The organism is Saccharopolyspora kobensis, from assembly GCF_900108315.1.
GTDB classification, from domain to species: Bacteria; Actinomycetota; Actinomycetes; order Mycobacteriales; family Pseudonocardiaceae; genus Saccharopolyspora; species Saccharopolyspora kobensis.
Window position 1 is genome coordinate 132,041 of record NZ_FNVB01000004.1, and the last position, 14,775, is coordinate 146,815.

At 71.6% G+C, this 14,775-nt stretch carries 15 protein-coding genes; 8 read left to right on the top strand and 7 right to left on the bottom strand.

Features of this window, described 5'->3' with window-relative positions:
- Nucleotides 1-193: 193 nt before the first annotated feature.
- Complete coding sequence (cofC, locus tag C4T78_RS13450) at nt 194-856, bottom strand: 2-phospho-L-lactate guanylyltransferase (RefSeq protein WP_235863812.1); 663 nt, start codon at nt 854-856, stop codon at nt 194-196.
- A gap of 112 nt (nt 857-968) precedes the next feature.
- Between cofC and C4T78_RS13455 the strand changes: the two genes are divergently transcribed.
- The 4 genes from C4T78_RS13455 to C4T78_RS13470 all read left to right on the top strand — a co-directional run bounded on the left by C4T78_RS13455 (nt 969) and on the right by C4T78_RS13470 (nt 5,134).
- Entirely contained in the window at nt 969-1,745 is a 777-nt protein-coding gene (locus tag C4T78_RS13455) for a lysophospholipid acyltransferase family protein (protein WP_093357515.1), read from the top strand.
- Entirely contained in the window at nt 1,732-2,739 is a 1,008-nt protein-coding gene (locus C4T78_RS13460) for an NAD(P)H-dependent glycerol-3-phosphate dehydrogenase (RefSeq protein ID WP_093357513.1), read from the top strand. Before C4T78_RS13455 ends, C4T78_RS13460 begins: the two co-directional genes overlap by 14 nt.
- 250 nt (nt 2,740-2,989) lie before the next feature.
- Nucleotides 2,990-4,090, top strand: coding sequence for a cystathionine gamma-lyase (locus C4T78_RS13465; RefSeq protein ID WP_093357512.1), 1,101 nt, complete (start codon nt 2,990-2,992; stop codon nt 4,088-4,090).
- 561 nt (nt 4,091-4,651) lie between these two features.
- On the top strand, nt 4,652-5,134 hold the full coding sequence (locus C4T78_RS13470) for a cysteine dioxygenase (protein WP_093357511.1): 483 nt from the start codon (nt 4,652-4,654) through the stop codon (nt 5,132-5,134).
- A 26-nt stretch (nt 5,135-5,160) separates the two neighbouring features.
- On the opposite strand, the gene C4T78_RS13475 is transcribed toward C4T78_RS13470, so the two are convergent.
- Nucleotides 5,161-5,574 (bottom strand): GNAT family N-acetyltransferase, encoded by a 414-nt coding sequence (locus C4T78_RS13475; protein WP_093357509.1) that lies wholly within the window; start codon nt 5,572-5,574, stop codon nt 5,161-5,163.
- Complete coding sequence (locus C4T78_RS13480) at nt 5,571-6,233, bottom strand: pyridoxamine 5'-phosphate oxidase family protein (protein WP_235863830.1); 663 nt, start codon at nt 6,231-6,233, stop codon at nt 5,571-5,573. Before C4T78_RS13480 ends, C4T78_RS13475 begins: the two co-directional genes overlap by 4 nt.
- A 60-nt stretch (nt 6,234-6,293) precedes the next feature.
- Here C4T78_RS13480 and pdxR point away from each other — a divergent pair, with 60 nt between their 5' ends.
- Both pdxR and C4T78_RS13490 read left to right on the top strand, forming a co-directional pair.
- A complete protein-coding gene (gene pdxR, locus C4T78_RS13485) occupies nt 6,294-7,700 on the top strand; it encodes a MocR-like pyridoxine biosynthesis transcription factor PdxR (RefSeq protein ID WP_093357508.1) in 1,407 nt (468 codons plus the stop codon).
- A gap of 365 nt (nt 7,701-8,065) precedes the next feature.
- Nucleotides 8,066-9,157, top strand: coding sequence for a D-alanine--D-alanine ligase family protein (locus C4T78_RS13490; protein WP_093357507.1), 1,092 nt, complete (start codon nt 8,066-8,068; stop codon nt 9,155-9,157).
- 46 nt (nt 9,158-9,203) lie between these two features.
- On the opposite strand, the gene C4T78_RS13495 is transcribed toward C4T78_RS13490, so the two are convergent.
- From C4T78_RS13495 to C4T78_RS13505, 3 genes are all read right to left on the bottom strand, one after another.
- Nucleotides 9,204-9,914 (bottom strand): metallophosphoesterase family protein, encoded by a 711-nt coding sequence (locus C4T78_RS13495; RefSeq protein WP_093357505.1) that lies wholly within the window; start codon nt 9,912-9,914, stop codon nt 9,204-9,206.
- A 33-nt stretch (nt 9,915-9,947) separates the two neighbouring features.
- The gene (locus C4T78_RS13500) at nt 9,948-10,481 is read right to left on the bottom strand and encodes a DUF3515 domain-containing protein (RefSeq protein WP_309599276.1); all 534 of its coding nucleotides are present in this window, start codon (nt 10,479-10,481) and stop codon (nt 9,948-9,950) included.
- 183 nt (nt 10,482-10,664) lie between these two features.
- Nucleotides 10,665-10,898, bottom strand: a complete 234-nt coding sequence (locus C4T78_RS13505) for an Lrp/AsnC ligand binding domain-containing protein (RefSeq protein ID WP_093146694.1) — start codon at nt 10,896-10,898, stop codon at nt 10,665-10,667.
- 97 nt (nt 10,899-10,995) lie between these two features.
- Here C4T78_RS13505 and C4T78_RS13510 point away from each other — a divergent pair, with 97 nt between their 5' ends.
- Nucleotides 10,996-11,961 carry a thiamine-phosphate kinase gene (locus tag C4T78_RS13510; RefSeq protein ID WP_093357503.1) on the top strand — a complete coding sequence of 322 codons (966 nt, stop codon included), beginning with the start codon at nt 10,996-10,998 and terminating at the stop codon, nt 11,959-11,961.
- A gap of 205 nt (nt 11,962-12,166) precedes the next feature.
- Here C4T78_RS13510 and C4T78_RS13515 read toward each other — a convergent pair whose 3' ends face one another.
- Nucleotides 12,167-13,501, bottom strand: coding sequence for an MFS transporter (locus tag C4T78_RS13515; protein WP_093357501.1), 1,335 nt, complete (start codon nt 13,499-13,501; stop codon nt 12,167-12,169).
- A gap of 373 nt (nt 13,502-13,874) precedes the next feature.
- On the opposite strand from C4T78_RS13515, the gene C4T78_RS13520 reads away from it, so the two are divergent.
- Nucleotides 13,875-14,549, top strand: a complete 675-nt coding sequence (locus C4T78_RS13520) for a uracil-DNA glycosylase (RefSeq protein WP_093357500.1) — start codon at nt 13,875-13,877, stop codon at nt 14,547-14,549.
- Nucleotides 14,550-14,775: the final 226 nt, after the last annotated feature.

Sequence of the window (14,775 nt, forward strand, 5' to 3'; positions counted from 1 at the left end):
GTTCCCCTGGCGCGGATTTCCGCGGGAAGTGGTTCTCGCCACCAGGCGCGCGACGGCTCCCGGAGCGTGCGGAGTGGGCGATTCGGCCCTTTCCGCCGCAGTTCGGCTTGGTGGCCCGTGAGTGTTTCGGGGTGCTATCACGCCCCAAAACGCTCACGGGACCTGAGCGGTGCGAACGGAGCCGGTTCCGCGGCTAGGCGATCGCGGCTTTGGTGCGCGGGCCGAGACCGAGGGCGGTGGCGGCGCGCAGGTCGGCTTCCGTGTCGACGTCGCAGCGCAGCGAGTCCCACGGACCGAGGAGCGGTTTCGCGCCGGATCCGGCGTGCGCGTCGGCCGAACCGGCGCCGAAGCGCGGATCGAGCGGGCGCCCGGGCGCGGCCAGCAACAGCGTGGTGCCGGTGCCGTGGTGGTCCGGGCAGAACGAGCGGTCCGCGCCGGCCGCGCGGATCGCCGCACCCAGGTCGTCCGGCCGGAGCGCGGGCAGATCCGCTTGCAGCGCCCCGACCCTGCCCACCCGCGGCCGGAGCGCGGCGTCGCCGTGCCGCAGCGCCGCGTTGAGCCCGGCAGCGGGCAGGTCCGCGAGCACCTCCACGCCCTCGGCGGTGAACTCCGCGGTCAGCGCCGGATCGGAGGTGACCACGACGACACCGGCCACTCCGTCGGCGCGGCGCGCGGCGGCCACTGTGTCCAACGCCACGGCCATGACCAGCTCCGCGTGCGCTTCCGGCCGGCGCGCGCCCTCGCCGAGCAGCCGCGACTTGGCCAGGTGCAGCGGTTTGATCGGGACGACGAGGTGCACCGCAGGGCAGTCCTGCTGCGAGAACCGGCGGTCCGGCCGGTCGTTGTTGGCGGTCACGCCTCCATCTTCCCGGCACGCCCGACGCGGCCGCGGAACCGACTCGTTGCCGGGGCGCGGGCCGGGGCGGGGTAACTTTGCGGGCGCTCGCGAGGAGAGATGAGGAGATGCCGTGGCGGAACCGAAGAGCCTCCGGCGCCAGCGGAGGCACAGCAGCGAGAAGGCGCGGGGCATGGGCAAGTTCTGGCTCGGCCTGGCGCGCGCGGTGTTCTACCCGCTGACCGGCGCGCTGGCCCGCACCGAGGTGCGCGGGCTGGAGAACATCCCGGCCGACGGCCCGGCACTGCTGGTGCTCAACCACGTCTCCCACCTGGACCCGGTGTTCGACGCGGTCACCGTGCACCGCGCCGCGCGGGTGCCGCGCTTCCTGGCCAAGCACACCCTGTGGAACGTCCCGGTGCTCAAGAACGTGCTGGTCGGCGTGGAGCAGATCCCGGTCTACCGCGGCACCGCGGACGCGCAGAAGAGCCTGCGGGACGCGCACCAGGCGCTGGGGCGCGGCAAGACGATCGTGATCTACCCGGACGGCACCATCACCAAGGATCCCGACGGCTGGCCGATGACGCCGAAGGTCGGGGTGGCCCGGCTGGCGCTGGCCCACGACATCCCGGTGATCCCGGCGGCCCGCTGGGGCACCAAGGACGTCTACGACCACTACAAGAAGCGCTTCCGCCCGTTCCCGCGCAAGACGGTGAAGTTCGTCTTCGGCGAGCCGCTGGACCTGTCGGCCTACCGCGGCATGGAGCACGACGGGCATGCGCTGCGCGAGGTCACCCACCTGGCCATGAACCGGGTGCGGGACCTGCTCGGCGAGATCCGCGGTGAGGAACCGCCCGCCGAGTTCTACAGCTCCGCGCGCAAGAAGCGTGGTGACGATGGCGCGGCCTGAGCGGATCGCGGTGCTCGGCGCGGGCTCCTGGGGCACCACCTTCGCCAAGGTCCTCGCCGACGCGGGCAGCGACGTCGTCCTGTGGGCGCGCCGCGCGGAGGTCGCCGAGGCGATCAACGGATCCCGCTGCAACGCCGGGTACCTGCCCGGCGTCCGCCTGCCGGAGTCGTTGCGGGCCACCGACGACGCGGCCGCCGCGGTGCACGACGCCGACGTGGTGGTGCTGGCGGTGCCCAGCCAGACGCTGCGCGAGAACCTCGCGGGCTGGCAGCCGCTGCTGCCCGCGGGCGCGACGCTGGTGAGCCTGGCCAAGGGCGTCGAGCTGAGCACCCTGAAGCGGATGAGCGAGGTCATCGGCGAGGTCGCGGACGTGCCGATGGAGCAGGTCGCGGTGGTGTCCGGGCCGAACCTGGCCAAGGAGATCGCCGCCGAGCAGCCGACCGCGACCGTGGTGGCCTGCGCCGACCACGACCGCGCGATCGCCCTGCAGCACGCCTGCTCCACGCCGTACTTCCGGCCGTACACCAACACCGATCTGATCGGCATCGAGATCGCCGGTGCGTGCAAGAACGTGATCGCGCTGGCCTGCGGGATGGCGGTCGGCCTCGGATTCGGGCACAACACGATGTCCTCGCTGATCACCCGCGGCCTGGCCGAGACAACGCGGCTGGGCGTCGCGCTCGGGGCCGACCCGATGACGTTCGCCGGGCTGGCCGGGCTGGGCGATCTGGTCGCCACCTGCATGTCGCCGCTGTCGCGCAACCGGACCTTCGGCGAACGGCTCGGGCGCGGCGAGACCCTGGCGCAAGCGCAGGAAGCGGCGCACGGCCAGGTCTCCGAGGGCGTGAAGTCCTGCTCGTCGATCCGCCAGCTCGCCGCCCGGCACGGCGTGGAGATGCCGATCACCGACGTGGTGCACCGCGTCTGCCACGAAGGGCTCCAGCCGGGCCCGGCGGCGGCGGAACTCCTCGGCCGCGAGCGCAAACCGGAGTGAACGAGAACTTCCAGGCTCGTTTTGCGCAGCGGTAGCGGAACCTCAGCCGCCGCCTGGCTCCGGGGCCCGTGTCCAATGCGCGGCGAACGGGCTGTCCTCGCCAGGCGGCGCCTGAGAACCCGCGGCGGTGCATGCTCACCTTGCGGTCTGAGCACGTGGATCGCCGCGCCTGCGGCGCCAGCGGAGATGAACAGGTTCAACAGCGGGGCACGGCGTTGGCCCACAGCGATTCGTTAGGTGAGTGGTGAGCATGTCGGAACTCGGCGACGGCACGCGGTGCGTGCGGGGCGGGCACCCGGAGCCGGTCAGCGGTACGCCGATGCTGCCGGGGCCGGTGTTCGCCGCGCCGTTCCACCTCGGCGAGGACTTCCAGGGCGGTGACTTCTACGGCCGGGCGGGCAATCCCACCTGGCGGGCGCTGGAAGCGGCGATCGGCGACCTCGACGGCGGGCACTGCCTGCTGCTGCCCTCGGGCATGGCCGCGATCAGCACGGTGCTGCGCGCGGTCCTGCGCCGCGGTGATGCGCTGGTCGTGCCCAGCGACGGCTACTACGCGACGCGGAACTTCGTGCGCGACGAGCTCACCGAGCTGGAGCTGGACGTCCGGGAGATCGGCACGCCCGGCCCGTGGACCGACGACGTCTTCGCCGGAGTCCGCCTGGTGCTGCTGGAAACCCCGTCGAACCCGGGGCTGGACGTGTGCGACATCGCCGAGCTCGCCGAGCGCGCGCACCGCGCGGGCGCACTGCTCGCGGTGGACAACACCACGGCGACGCCGCTGGGGCAGCGCCCGCTGGAGCTGGGCGCGGACATCGTCATCGCCAGCGACACCAAGGCGCTGGCCGGGCACAGCGATCTGCTGATGGGGCACGTGTCGGTGCGCGACCCGGAGCTGGCCGAACGGCTGGTGCGCGCGCGGACGCTGTCCGGCGCCATCCCCGGGCCGTTCGAGACCTGGCTGGTGCACCGCAGCATGGGCACGCTCGACCTGCGCCTGGCGCGGCAGGCCGAGAACGCCGCCGCGCTCGTCGCCGCGCTGCGGGAACATCCCGCGATCTCCGGTTTGCGCTGGCCGGGTTCGCCCGGCGACCCGTCGCACGAGCTCGCCCGGCGGCAGATGCGCCGCTGGGGCGGGGTGTTCCGGTTCGAGCTGGCCGACGCTGCGGCGGTGGAGGAGTTCGTCCGCCGCAGCGAGCTGGTGGTGGCGGCGACGAGCTTCGGCGGCCTGCACAGCACCGTCGACCGCCGCGCGCAGTGGGGAGACCCGGTGCCGGAGGGCTTCGTCCGCTTCTCCGCGGGCTGCGAAGACCCGGCAGACCTCGTCGCCGACGTCCTCCAAGCACTCGCCTGACAGGACCGCCTCACAGTCCCGCCTCTCCGCGATTTTCAGTGGTGGTGGCGTTGGGGCGTTGTCTCGCGTTTTCGGGTTTCTTGTGGCTGGGTTGCGTCACGGTCCGCTGAGGTGCGGTTGGGTGGGCATCGGGACTGTGCTCGGCAAAGTCGTCCTGGGTGGGGTTGTGCGGCAGTTTTGCCGGTAACTGACCGGACGTTCCGGGCGCCCGCGGTGTCAGTTCCAGGCAGAACTGACACCCGTCCCGGCCGGACCTTGCCGGGGCCTTGACTGGGTGATGGTCAATTTCGTGCGAAATCGACCGCGGCCTACGGTGGCGACGGTGGTGGTGTGGGCTGGGGCACACTCCGTGGTGTGAGATCTCGCCGGGGCGAGTTGACGGGGCCTCGTCCGGACTGGTTGAGTTCTCGGCATGTTGTTGCGCGCCATGACCGGTCGGCGGGGTCACATCGACCTCCACCGCGTTGCCAGCGCGCTCTGTTCTTCGTGCTGATCGATCCCCGGTAATCCCCGGGCTCTCGCACGCCCGGAATCCCCACCCGATCCCGAAGGACTTCGCACGTGTTCGCCGTTCCGCCGAATACCCTGGCCGTCGCTGCCGATCTGACCACCGCGCACCCGGTGCGCATCGCCCGGGAGCTCGCCACCGACCGCGGTTCCTGGACCCACCTGCTGCGCTACGACCCCGATCAGCGCTGGTTCGGCCTGCTGGCCCGCACCGAGCACTACGAGGCGTGGCTGCTGAGCTGGCTGCCGGGCCAGCGCACCGAGCTGCACGACCACGGCGGCGCCACCGGTGCCTTCACCATCGTCGCCGGTGACCTCACCGAGCGCGTCGTGCGCGGTGGGACCACCGAGGTGCTGCACCAGCTCACCGCCGGGCAGTCCCGCGCGTTCGGCCCCGACTACGTGCACCAGGTGACCAACTCCGGGCCCGATCCGGCGGTGAGCATCCACGTCTACCGCCCGGTCCGCTCGTCGATGACGACCTACGCGCACGACCCGATCACCGGTCTGCGTCCGGTGGACACCCGCTCCGCCTGAGCGGGTGTCCACAGTGGACGCTGGACTCAGGTGGTCTTGGTGAAGTGGAACGACGAGATGGCGAAGCCGGACGTCAGGTAGCGGCGGTGCGCCGCGTGCCGGTGGGTGCCGGAGTCGAGGTGCACCTGGCCGGCGCCGATCCGCCGCGCCTCCTCGTCGATCCACGCCAGCAGCGTGGCACCGTGCCCCTGGCGGCGCGCGCTCGATGCGGTCACCAGGTCGTCGACGTAGATGTGGCGGCCCCAGGCGAAGCACAGCCCGGAGCGGAATCCGGCGACCGCGACCACCTCGCCGTCGCTGACCGCGGCGACCATCCGGTAGCCCTGCGCCCGCTGCTGCTCGGCCTGGGCCAGGAAGTCCTCCGGCGAGCCGATGTCCGGGCGCAGTTCGCGCAGGACCGGGTAGGCCGGGGTGAAGTCGTCGAGCTCGTGGACGGTCATGCCGGGTACCTCCGCTCCAGCACGTGCGCCGGGATCCCGAACTCCGGCGCCAGGTCGTCGGACGGTTCGGGCGCGCCCCACCGCGTTTCCAGCGGCAGGACTCCGGCCCACGCCTTGTCCGCCTCGACGTCCTCGGGATCGTCCTTGGGTCCTCCGCCGCGCATCTTCACCGAGGCTTCGGTCAGGTCGAGCGCGATGACGGCGGTCGCGGCCAGCTCCCGCTTGTTCGGCTGCCGGGCGTGCTCCCACGATCCGGGCGCCAGGTGGTCGGTGATCACCTGCAGCGCCCGCCACTTCTCGTCGGGGTCGGTGACCGGGCGCGGGCGGCCGTGGATCATCGCGGACCGGTAGTTCACGGAGAAGTGGAACGCCGAGCGCGCGTAGACGATGCCGTCGAGATGCGTCACCGTCACGCAGATCTCCGGCTCGCCCGACGCCTCCCGCAGGCTCCGCGCGCCCGTGGAGCCGTGCAGGTAGAGCGTGTCGCCGCTGCGGCCGTAACCGGTGGGCAGCACCCGGGGCGCGTCGTCGACCACCACACCGAGGTGGCAGATCAGACCGGCGTCGAGCACCGCGTGCAGCTCCTCGCGCTCGGTGCGGGCGCGCTCGCTGCCGCGGCGGATCGTGGACCGTTCGGTGGGGGAGAGCTGTGAGGTCACGGACACCAGGATCTTCTGGCAAGTGGCATTATCGAAGTGCCAATCGGGGAGAATTTCGAAATGCCACATGCCGTGCCCGCGAGCTCACCGCTGCTGGAGCTCGCCATCGACCTGCGCCGCGACGACCCGCGACCGCTCGCCGTTCAGCTCGCCGACGCGCTCCGGCACGCGGCCACCATCGGCCAGCTGCGCGGCGGCGACCGGTTGCCGTCGACCCGCGCGCTCGCCCGGCACCTGGAAGTCAGCCGCACCGTGACGGCCGCCGCTTACGAGCAGCTGCACGCCGAGGGCTGGATCGCCGGCCGGCACGGCTCGGGGACCTACGTCACGACGAGCCCGCCCGGTGCGCGGGTGGAAGGGCCGGACCGCGGAGCCCGGGTCGCGGGCGAGGCCCCGCAGCCGAACGTGGTGCTGACGCCGGGCGTGCCCTGGGCCGAGGGCATCGACCGAGCGGCGTGGCGGCGGGCGTGGCGGGCGGCGGCCGATGTGGCTCCGGACTGGAAGCCGCACCGAGCGGGCGTGCCCGCCTACCGGGAAGCCGTCGTCGAGCACCTGCTGCGGCACCGCGGTCTGGTGCTGGGCGGGCTGACCGTCGACAACGTGCTGGCCACCGGCGGCACCACCGCCGCGGTCATCGAGCTGGCGTCCGCCGTGCTGGAGCCGGGCGATGCCATCGCGGTGGAGGAGCCCGGCTACCAGCGCGCGGTCGGCGCGCTGAAGTCGGTCGGCGTGCGGGTCGTCCCGGCCCGGGTGGACCACGCCGGGATCGTGGTCGACGCCATCCCGGAGGGCGTGCGCGCGGTCTACTGCTCCCCGGCGCACCAGTACCCGATCGGCGGACGGTTGCCCGCGGAGCGCCGGATCGCGCTGGTGGAGCGGGCGCGCGCCGAGGGGTGGCTGATCGTCGAGGACGACTACGACGGGGAGCTGCGCTACGACGTCGCGCCGCTGCCGGTGCTCGCGTCGATGGCACCGGACGTCGTGGTGCACCTGGGCACCACGAGCAAGATCATCTCGCCGACGCTGGGCGTGGGCTGGATGCTCGCCCCGGACCGGGTCGCCGCGGCGGTGGTGGAGCGCCGCGAGCTCACCGGCACGAGCCCGGCGGCCGCGGGCCAGCGAGTGCTGGCGGAGTTCGCCCGAAACGGGGACCTCGGCAGGCACCTGCGCCGCTTGCGGCGGGAGCTCTCCCAGCGCCGGGCGCTGGTGGTGGAGGGCCTGGCGAGCGAGGGCGTGGAGGTGTTCGGCGACCGCGCAGGCGCGCACGTGGTGCTGCCCCTGCCGGACGCGGAGGCGGAGCAGCGAGTGGTCGCCGAGGCGGAGGAGCACGGTCTGGTCCTCGACGGCCTGCGGCGGCATCACTGCGGCCCGCAGCAGTGGTTCGGCCTGGCCCTCGGATACGCCGCGTGCTCCCGGGACGAACTCGCCCGCGCCCTCCCGATCGTCGCCCACCTCTGCCACCCCTGAGCCCTACCGACCCCGAGTCCCGGCCACCCCTGAGCCCTACCACCCCTGAGTCCGTGCCGTCCCCGAGCCTCTGCCACCCCTGAGCCCCGGCCGTCCCCTGGCCCTCGGCGCGTCCCGTGCCAGGGCTCGGCGCCGGGCGTGCGGCAATTTCAATTGAAATCAGACGTCCGATTTCAATTGAAATTGCGGAGGTCCTCCGCGCTGGGGGCGGGGCCGATGACGCGCCTCGGCGTGTCTGGTGTCCGACACGCCGGGGGAGAGGTGCGTGCGGAGCGCATCGGAGTGATCGCGGAGGGTCGTTCGGGTGATCTGGGCGGGCGCAGGTTGTGAAACGACATCATGGCTGGGCAGGTAGGGTCCGGCCCATGACACAGCGCAAGACCCGGGTGGCGGTCGTCTTCGGCGGCCGCAGCACCGAACACGGCATTTCCTGCGTGTCCGCAGGCAGCGTGCTCGCGCACCTGGACCCGGACCGCTTCGAGATCGTGCCGGTCGGCATCACCCGCGAGGGCGCCTGGGTGCTCGGCACCGACGACCCGGAGCAGCTGGCGATCCGGGACCGCAGGGAGCCCGCGGTCGAGGCGGGCACCGCCATCGCGCTGCCCGGCGACCCCACCAAGCGCGACCTGGTGCTTCTGGAGCCGGAGCGGGGCGGCGAGGTGCTGGCTGCCGTCGACGTGGTGTTCCCGGTGCTGCACGGCGCCTTCGGCGAGGACGGCACCATCCAGGGCCTGCTGGAGATGGCCGACGTGCCCTACGTCGGGCCGGGCGTGCTGTCCAGCGCGGTGTCGATGGACAAGGAGTACACCAAGAAGCTGCTCGCCGCGGAGGGCCTGGCGGTCGGCCGCTACGAGGTCCTGCGCCGCGATCAGGCCACCCTGGACGACGCGCAGCGGGAGCGGCTCGGGCTGCCGGTGTTCGTCAAGCCCGCGCGCGCCGGCTCGTCGCTGGGCATCAGCAAGGTCACCGACTGGGCCGACCTGGACGCCGCGATCGCCGAGGCGCGGCGCACCGACCCGAAGGTGATCATCGAGGCCGCGGTGGTCGGCCGCGAGATCGAGTGCGGCGTGCTGGAGTTCCCGGACGGCCGCATCGAGGCCTCGCAGCCCGCCGAACTGCGCGTCACCGGCGAAACCGACTGGTACGACTACGAGTCCAAGTACCTCGACGACGTCACCGAGTTCGACATCCCGGCCAAGATCGGCGACGACGCGATCGAGCAGCTGCGCTCGGACGCGGTGCGCGCCTTCCGCGCGCTGGAGTGCCAGGGCCTGGCCCGGGTCGACTTCTTCCTGTCCGAGGCCGGCGAGCTGATCGTCAACGAGGTCAACACGATGCCGGGCTTCACGTCGATCTCGCTGTACCCGCGGATGTGGGCGCACAGCGGCGTGGACTACCCGACCCTGCTGGCCACCCTCATCGACACGGCGATCACCCGCGGCACCGGCCTGCGCTGATCCCGGACGGCCCCGGCCCCACCGCGGAGACCGGGGCCGTGCTGCGTCAAACGGCGTGGTGGAACGTCGTGGTCACGGTGCCGTCGTCGTCGATGCGGTGCAGGGCCATGCCGGGCGGGCCATCGCTGGACAGCAGCGGCCGGCGGTTCGGCGCGATACCGAGTTCGGACACGACGCCCGGAGCTCCGAGCACCGGCACACCGGCCAGCGAGGACACCAGCGGCGTGTGCACGTGTCCGGAGAGCACGGCCACCACGCGCGGGATCCGCTGGATCAGCCCGGACAGCGCTTCGGGGTTGGTGAGCGGAATGGCGTCGACGTAGGAGTGCCCGATCAGGACCGGCGGCTGGTGCACCGCGAGCACCACCTGGTCCGCTCCCTGCGCCGCGGCTTCGGCGGAGCGCGCGGTCTCCTTGCGGAGGAAGCCGTGGTCCTCGCCGGGCACCGTGACGTCCAGCCCGATCACCCGGACCTGCCCGGCTTCGATGACCGGGCAGCGGTCCTGCCGCAGCTCGGCGCGCAAGGTGGCCGGATCGTCGTGGTTGCCCGGGATGGCGATCCACGGCGGCCGGTCCCGCATCGCCTCGGCGAAGACCTGGTACTCCGCCGGTTCGCCGTGATCGCTGATGTCGCCGGTGACCACGACCGCGTCGGGGCGGCGAGCCGCGGACAGGTCGAGCACCCGCCGCAGCCGTTCGGCCGAGGCGGGGTCGTCGGTCAGGTGCGGGTCGCTCACGTGGAGCAGGGTGGCGCTCATGCGCCGAAGCTAGTGGATCTCCGGCCCGGGACGTCAGGGGAAGACGGGTTGCTTCGGGAGCTTCTCGCCGAGGACGGCCGAGAGGTCCTGCAGCGGTCCGGTACCGGTGCCGCCGGGAACGCTGAGCGCGACGTAGACCGGGCGGTCGACCGCCAGCCACGAGGTGTCGCCGCCCTGGTTGATCTCCAGCCAGCTCACGCCGGAGACGTCGACCAGCTGGGCGGTGGGCGTCAGCTCGGCGGGCGCGTCGATGCCGCAGCGCACCGTGATCGGGTCGTGGTCGCCGTCGCCCCACGCGATCGTCGCGGGCGGTGCGGGCTGCGCCAGCTCGCGGCGCGGGACCAGCGCGTCACCGACCTTGAGCTCGCGCGGCAGCGCGCCGACGACCGCCGCGCACTCCGGCGACTCCGCCTCGGGCGCGGGGATGGGTGCGAGGGCCAACGGGCCCGTGCGGCGGGCCTGCTCGGCTTCTTCCACCGCGAGCTGCTCCTGCCGAGCGCTGTACCAGCCGTACGTGCCGATGCCGGCGACCGCCAGGGCGAGGAGCGCACCGAGCGTGATCGCCACGATCAACACCGGCCGGGGCACTCCGGTCGCTGATTGGTGAACCACGTCGTCCACTACAACACGGCCGCCATCGGTGCTGGGCACCGGCCTGGCCGCGGGTCGCTCCTGCGGTGCGGAGCACCCTCGGATCCCGTTGAGCCGCAGCCCGCACGGGACCGGAGGGCGCTCGTCACCTCGGCAGGATCACAGGTGCACCACCGGACAGGTGAGGGTCCGGGTGATGCCCTCCACGTTCTGGATCTTGGCGACGACCATCTTGCCGAGCTGGTCGACGTTGTCCGCTTCGGCGCGCACGATCACGTCATACGGACCGGTGACGTCCTCGGCGCTGAGGACTCCCTGGAAGTCCTTGATCTCGCCGGCCACCGCAGCTGCCTTGCCGACTTCGGTCTGGATGAGGATGTAAGCCTGAACCACGGCGTGCCCCTTCGTCTTGCCGATGTGCTCGGGGTAGGAAACTGGCAGAAAGCTACCCCATCGGACCGAGCGGATGCTCAAGGAAGGAAGGTCCCAGTTGGGTCCTGATTCATCACAGGACGCACAGACCGTTTCCCAGTTGGGTGAGTTCGGTCTCATCGGTCGAGTGACATCGGGCCGGGTTCAGTCACCCGGCACCGTGCTCGGTCCGGGGGACGACGCCGCGGTCCTGGCGGCTCCCGATGGGCGGGTGGTGGCGACCACCGACGTGCTGGTCGAGCAGGTGCACTTCCGCCTCGACTGGTCCACGCCGCACCAGGTGGGCCGCAAGGCCGTCGCGGTCAACCTCTCCGACATCGCCGCGATGGGCGCGGTGCCCACCGGCCTGCTGGTCGGGCTCGGCTGCGCCCCGGACCTGCCCGCCAAGGTCGCCGACGAGCTGCTCGACGGCATGTGGGAAGAAGCACAGCAGCTCGGCATCGGCATCATCGGCGGCGACATGGTGTCGGCGAGCTCACTGACGATCTCGGTCACAGCGCTCGGCGACCTGCAGGGCCGGGAGCCGGTGACCCGCGCGGGCGCGCGGCCCGGCGACGTGGTCGCGGTGGCCGGCCGGCTGGGCTGGTCGGCGGCCGGGCTGGCGGTGCTCGGGCGCGGCTTCCGCTCGCCGGTCGCGGTCGTGGGCGCCCACCGCGTCCCGGAACCGCCGTACGCGGCGGGCCCGCAGGCGGCGCTGGCCGGGGCGACGTCCATGGTCGACACCTCCGACGGGCTGCTGGCCGACCTGGGCCACATCGCGGCGGCCTCGCAGGTCGGCATCGACGTCCGCACCGAGCAGGTGGAGGTGCCGCAGCGGCTGACCGAGGTGGCTTCCGCGCTCGGCGCCGACGCCCGGCACTGGGTGCTCACCGGCGGCGAGGACCAGGCGCTGGCCGCGACGTTCCCGGCGGGCCAGGCGCTGCCGGAGGGCTGGCGGGAGATCGGCGTGGTCGCCGAAGGCGAGGGCGTCACCGTCGACGGTGCCCAGTACGAAGGCCCGATCGGCTGGGAGCACTGGCGGTGAGCCTGTTCTAGGCGCGTCTCGCATGGCGGCACCCCGGACGCGATCCTCCTGACGCATGCCGACACGGCGTCGGAGCTGTCCTCGCCAGGAGACGTGTGAGAACCCGGTGCAAGTCGCCACGGCGGGCCGAGCGGCTGCGCCGCTTGCGAGCGAAGTGCAGAAGGGCCCGGTGCGCCGCAGCGCACCGGGCCCTTCTGCGATGTCGTCAGCTCGTCGCGGACTTCGCCGCGGACGGCGCTTCCTGCATCAGCGGCTGGCGTGCGGTCTCCTTCATCAGCAGGATCGGCACCAGCGCCACCAGTGCGGCCGCCATCAGGTAGTACGCCGGGAAGAAGGTGTTCCCGGTGCCCTTGACGACCGCGTCGTTCACCAGCGGCGCGGTGCCGCCGAAGATCGCGGTGGAGAAGTTGTAGCCGATGCAGAAGGCCGCGTAGCGGACCTTGGTCGGGAACATCGCGGGCAGCGTCGCGGCCAGCGGGCCGATCAGCTGCACGTGCCCGATCGCCAGCAGCGCCAGACCGCAGACCGTCGTGAGCACCGTGCCCTGCGCGATCAGCATGAACGCCGGGATCGGCAGGATCAGGAAGCAGATCGCCGCGGACAGGAACAGCGGTTTGCGGCCGATCCGGTCCGACAGCGCGCCGACCGGCGTGATGATCACCATCATGAACAGCACGGTGAGCAGCAGCGGGACCAGCACCTGGTACTCCTGGCCGGGAGCCACGTGGAGGGTGTCCTTCAGGTAGGTCTCCATGTAGGTCAGGATCGTGTAGTTCGCGATGTTGATCAGAACCACGATGCCCATCAGGATCAGCAGCTGCCGCCACCACTCCTTGACCAGGTCCTTCAGCGGCGACTTGGCGACCTGGTGGGTCTCCTCCAGCTGCTTGAACGCCGGGGTGTCCTCCAGCTTGCTCCGGAGGTAGAGACCGACGCCGCCGAGCGGACCGGCGATCAGGAACGGAATGCGCCAGCCCCAGCTCTCCATCGAGGCGCTGTCCAGATTCAAGATCAGGATCGTCGGCACCAGGGCGCCGAGGCCGAATCCGGCCAGCGTTCCGAATTCCAGCCAGCTGCCCCAGAAACCGCGCTTGCGGTCGGGCGCGAACTCGGCGATGTAGGTGGCCGCGCCACCGTATTCACCGCCGGTGGAGAAGCCCTGCAACAAGCGGCACAGCAGCAACAGCATCGGCGCGAAGATCCCGATGGCGCTGTAGGTCGGCAACAATCCGATGACGAATGTGGAGCCCGACATCAGCAAGATGGTCAGGGCGAGTACCTTCTGCCGCCCGATCCGGTCGCCCAGCGGCCCGAAGAACAGGCTGCCCAGCGGCCTGAACAGGAACGAGATGGCGAAGACGCCGAACGCGGAGACCGTCTCCAGCGGCCCGGGAAAGAACTGGTGACCGATGTAGACCGCGACGTAGGCGTATACGCCGAAGTCGTACCACTCCGTGCAGTTTCCGATTGCGGCGGCGCCGACTGCGCGGCGCAGCAGTGACCGCTGTTCGGGCGATGTTTCGGTTTCCTGCGAAGTCATGAGTTTGCGGCCCACCTCCGGGTCATGCCGTCCACGGCCGTGGTCGATCGACAACTTCGCCAGAACCTAGCCCAGCGGCCACTTGTAGGCCACCAAATGGCCGTGATCGACGCATTCCGATGGTATTTCCTTTATGTGTCGGAGCACCGTTCCGGCGGTCGGAACCATGCTCCAGCGGGTTGCGGATTTGACACCCGAATTCGCCGGATGACTAGCGGAAATGACGCGTTCGTGTGACGGTCGGTCACGAGCGTGCGCAATATCGCACCGAGTGTTACTTCGATCGTGTGTGACGTGCATCACGTTGACGGGTTTGGGGGTGGATCTCGGGGGTGCCGTTGGCTGATCTCGGCGGCTCGCTAGGGTGCTGTGCATGACCGCGCGTCCACTGCACGAACTCGTCGAGGCCGGGTGGGCGGAGGCCCTCGCCCCGGTCGCCGATCAGGTCAAGGAGATGGGCGAGTTCCTGCGCTCCGAGGTCGCCGCGGGACGGCAGTACCTGCCCGCCCCCGAGCACGTGCTCCGCGCGTTCCAGCAGCCGTTCCACGAGGTGCGGGTGCTGATCGTCGGGCAGGACCCGTACCCGACGCCCGGCCACGCGGTGGGCCTGAGCTTCTCGGTCGCCCCCGGCGTCGCGCCGCCGCGCAGCCTGGTCAACATCTACCGCGAGTACACCGAGGACCTGGGGCACCCGCTGCCCACCAGCGGTGACCTGACGCCGTGGACCGAACGCGGCGTGCTGCTGCTCAACAGGAGCCTGACGGTCGAGCCGCGCAAGCCCGGTTCGCACCGCGGAAAGGGCTGGGAGCAGGTCACCGCGCAGGCCATCCGCGCGCTCGCCGCCCGCGAGTCGCCGCTGGTGGCGATCCTGTGGGGCCGCGACGCCCGCGACCTCCGGCCGCTGATGCCCGGGGTGGACTGCGTCGAGTCGCCGCATCCCAGCCCGATGTCGGCCGACCGCGGCTTCTTCGGATCGCGGCCGTTCAGCCGGGTCAACGAGCTGCTGGCGGCCAAGGGCGTCGAACCCATCGACTGGAAGCTCCCGTAAGAGCTTGCCGGTGGTTGCGTTGCTTGCGTGGTCACCTAGCGGAACCTGAGTGCTTCCCTGGACTGCGGGTGCCCCTCCTGATGTATGCCGCAATACGCGGCGGAGGGGCCGTCCTCGCGAGGAAAGCACTCAGAACCCGCCGGTGGTCAGCCTGCGTAGGTGGTCAAAGCGGCTGCCGCCGCTTGCAAAGGCGCGGACGGCTCCGCCGACCGGCTCTGACGCCGTT

Excerpts from the sequence above, each read along its gene's own strand:
- C4T78_RS13460 (WP_093357513.1), top strand. The coding sequence starts at position 1,732 with ATGGCGCGGCCTGAGCGGATCGCGGTGCTCGGCGCGGGCTCCTGGGGC.
- C4T78_RS13465 (WP_093357512.1), top strand. The coding sequence starts at position 2,990 with ATGTCGGAACTCGGCGACGGCACGCGGTGCGTGCGGGGCGGGCACCCG.
- C4T78_RS13475 (WP_093357509.1), bottom strand. The coding sequence starts at position 5,574 with ATGACCGTCCACGAGCTCGACGACTTCACCCCGGCCTACCCGGTCCTG.
- pdxR (WP_093357508.1), top strand. The coding sequence starts at position 6,294 with ATGCCACATGCCGTGCCCGCGAGCTCACCGCTGCTGGAGCTCGCCATC.
- C4T78_RS13490 (WP_093357507.1), top strand. The coding sequence starts at position 8,066 with ATGACACAGCGCAAGACCCGGGTGGCGGTCGTCTTCGGCGGCCGCAGC.
- C4T78_RS13495 (WP_093357505.1), bottom strand. The coding sequence starts at position 9,914 with ATGAGCGCCACCCTGCTCCACGTGAGCGACCCGCACCTGACCGACGAC.
- C4T78_RS13515 (WP_093357501.1), bottom strand. The coding sequence starts at position 13,501 with ATGACTTCGCAGGAAACCGAAACATCGCCCGAACAGCGGTCACTGCTG.
- C4T78_RS13520 (WP_093357500.1), top strand. The coding sequence starts at position 13,875 with ATGACCGCGCGTCCACTGCACGAACTCGTCGAGGCCGGGTGGGCGGAG.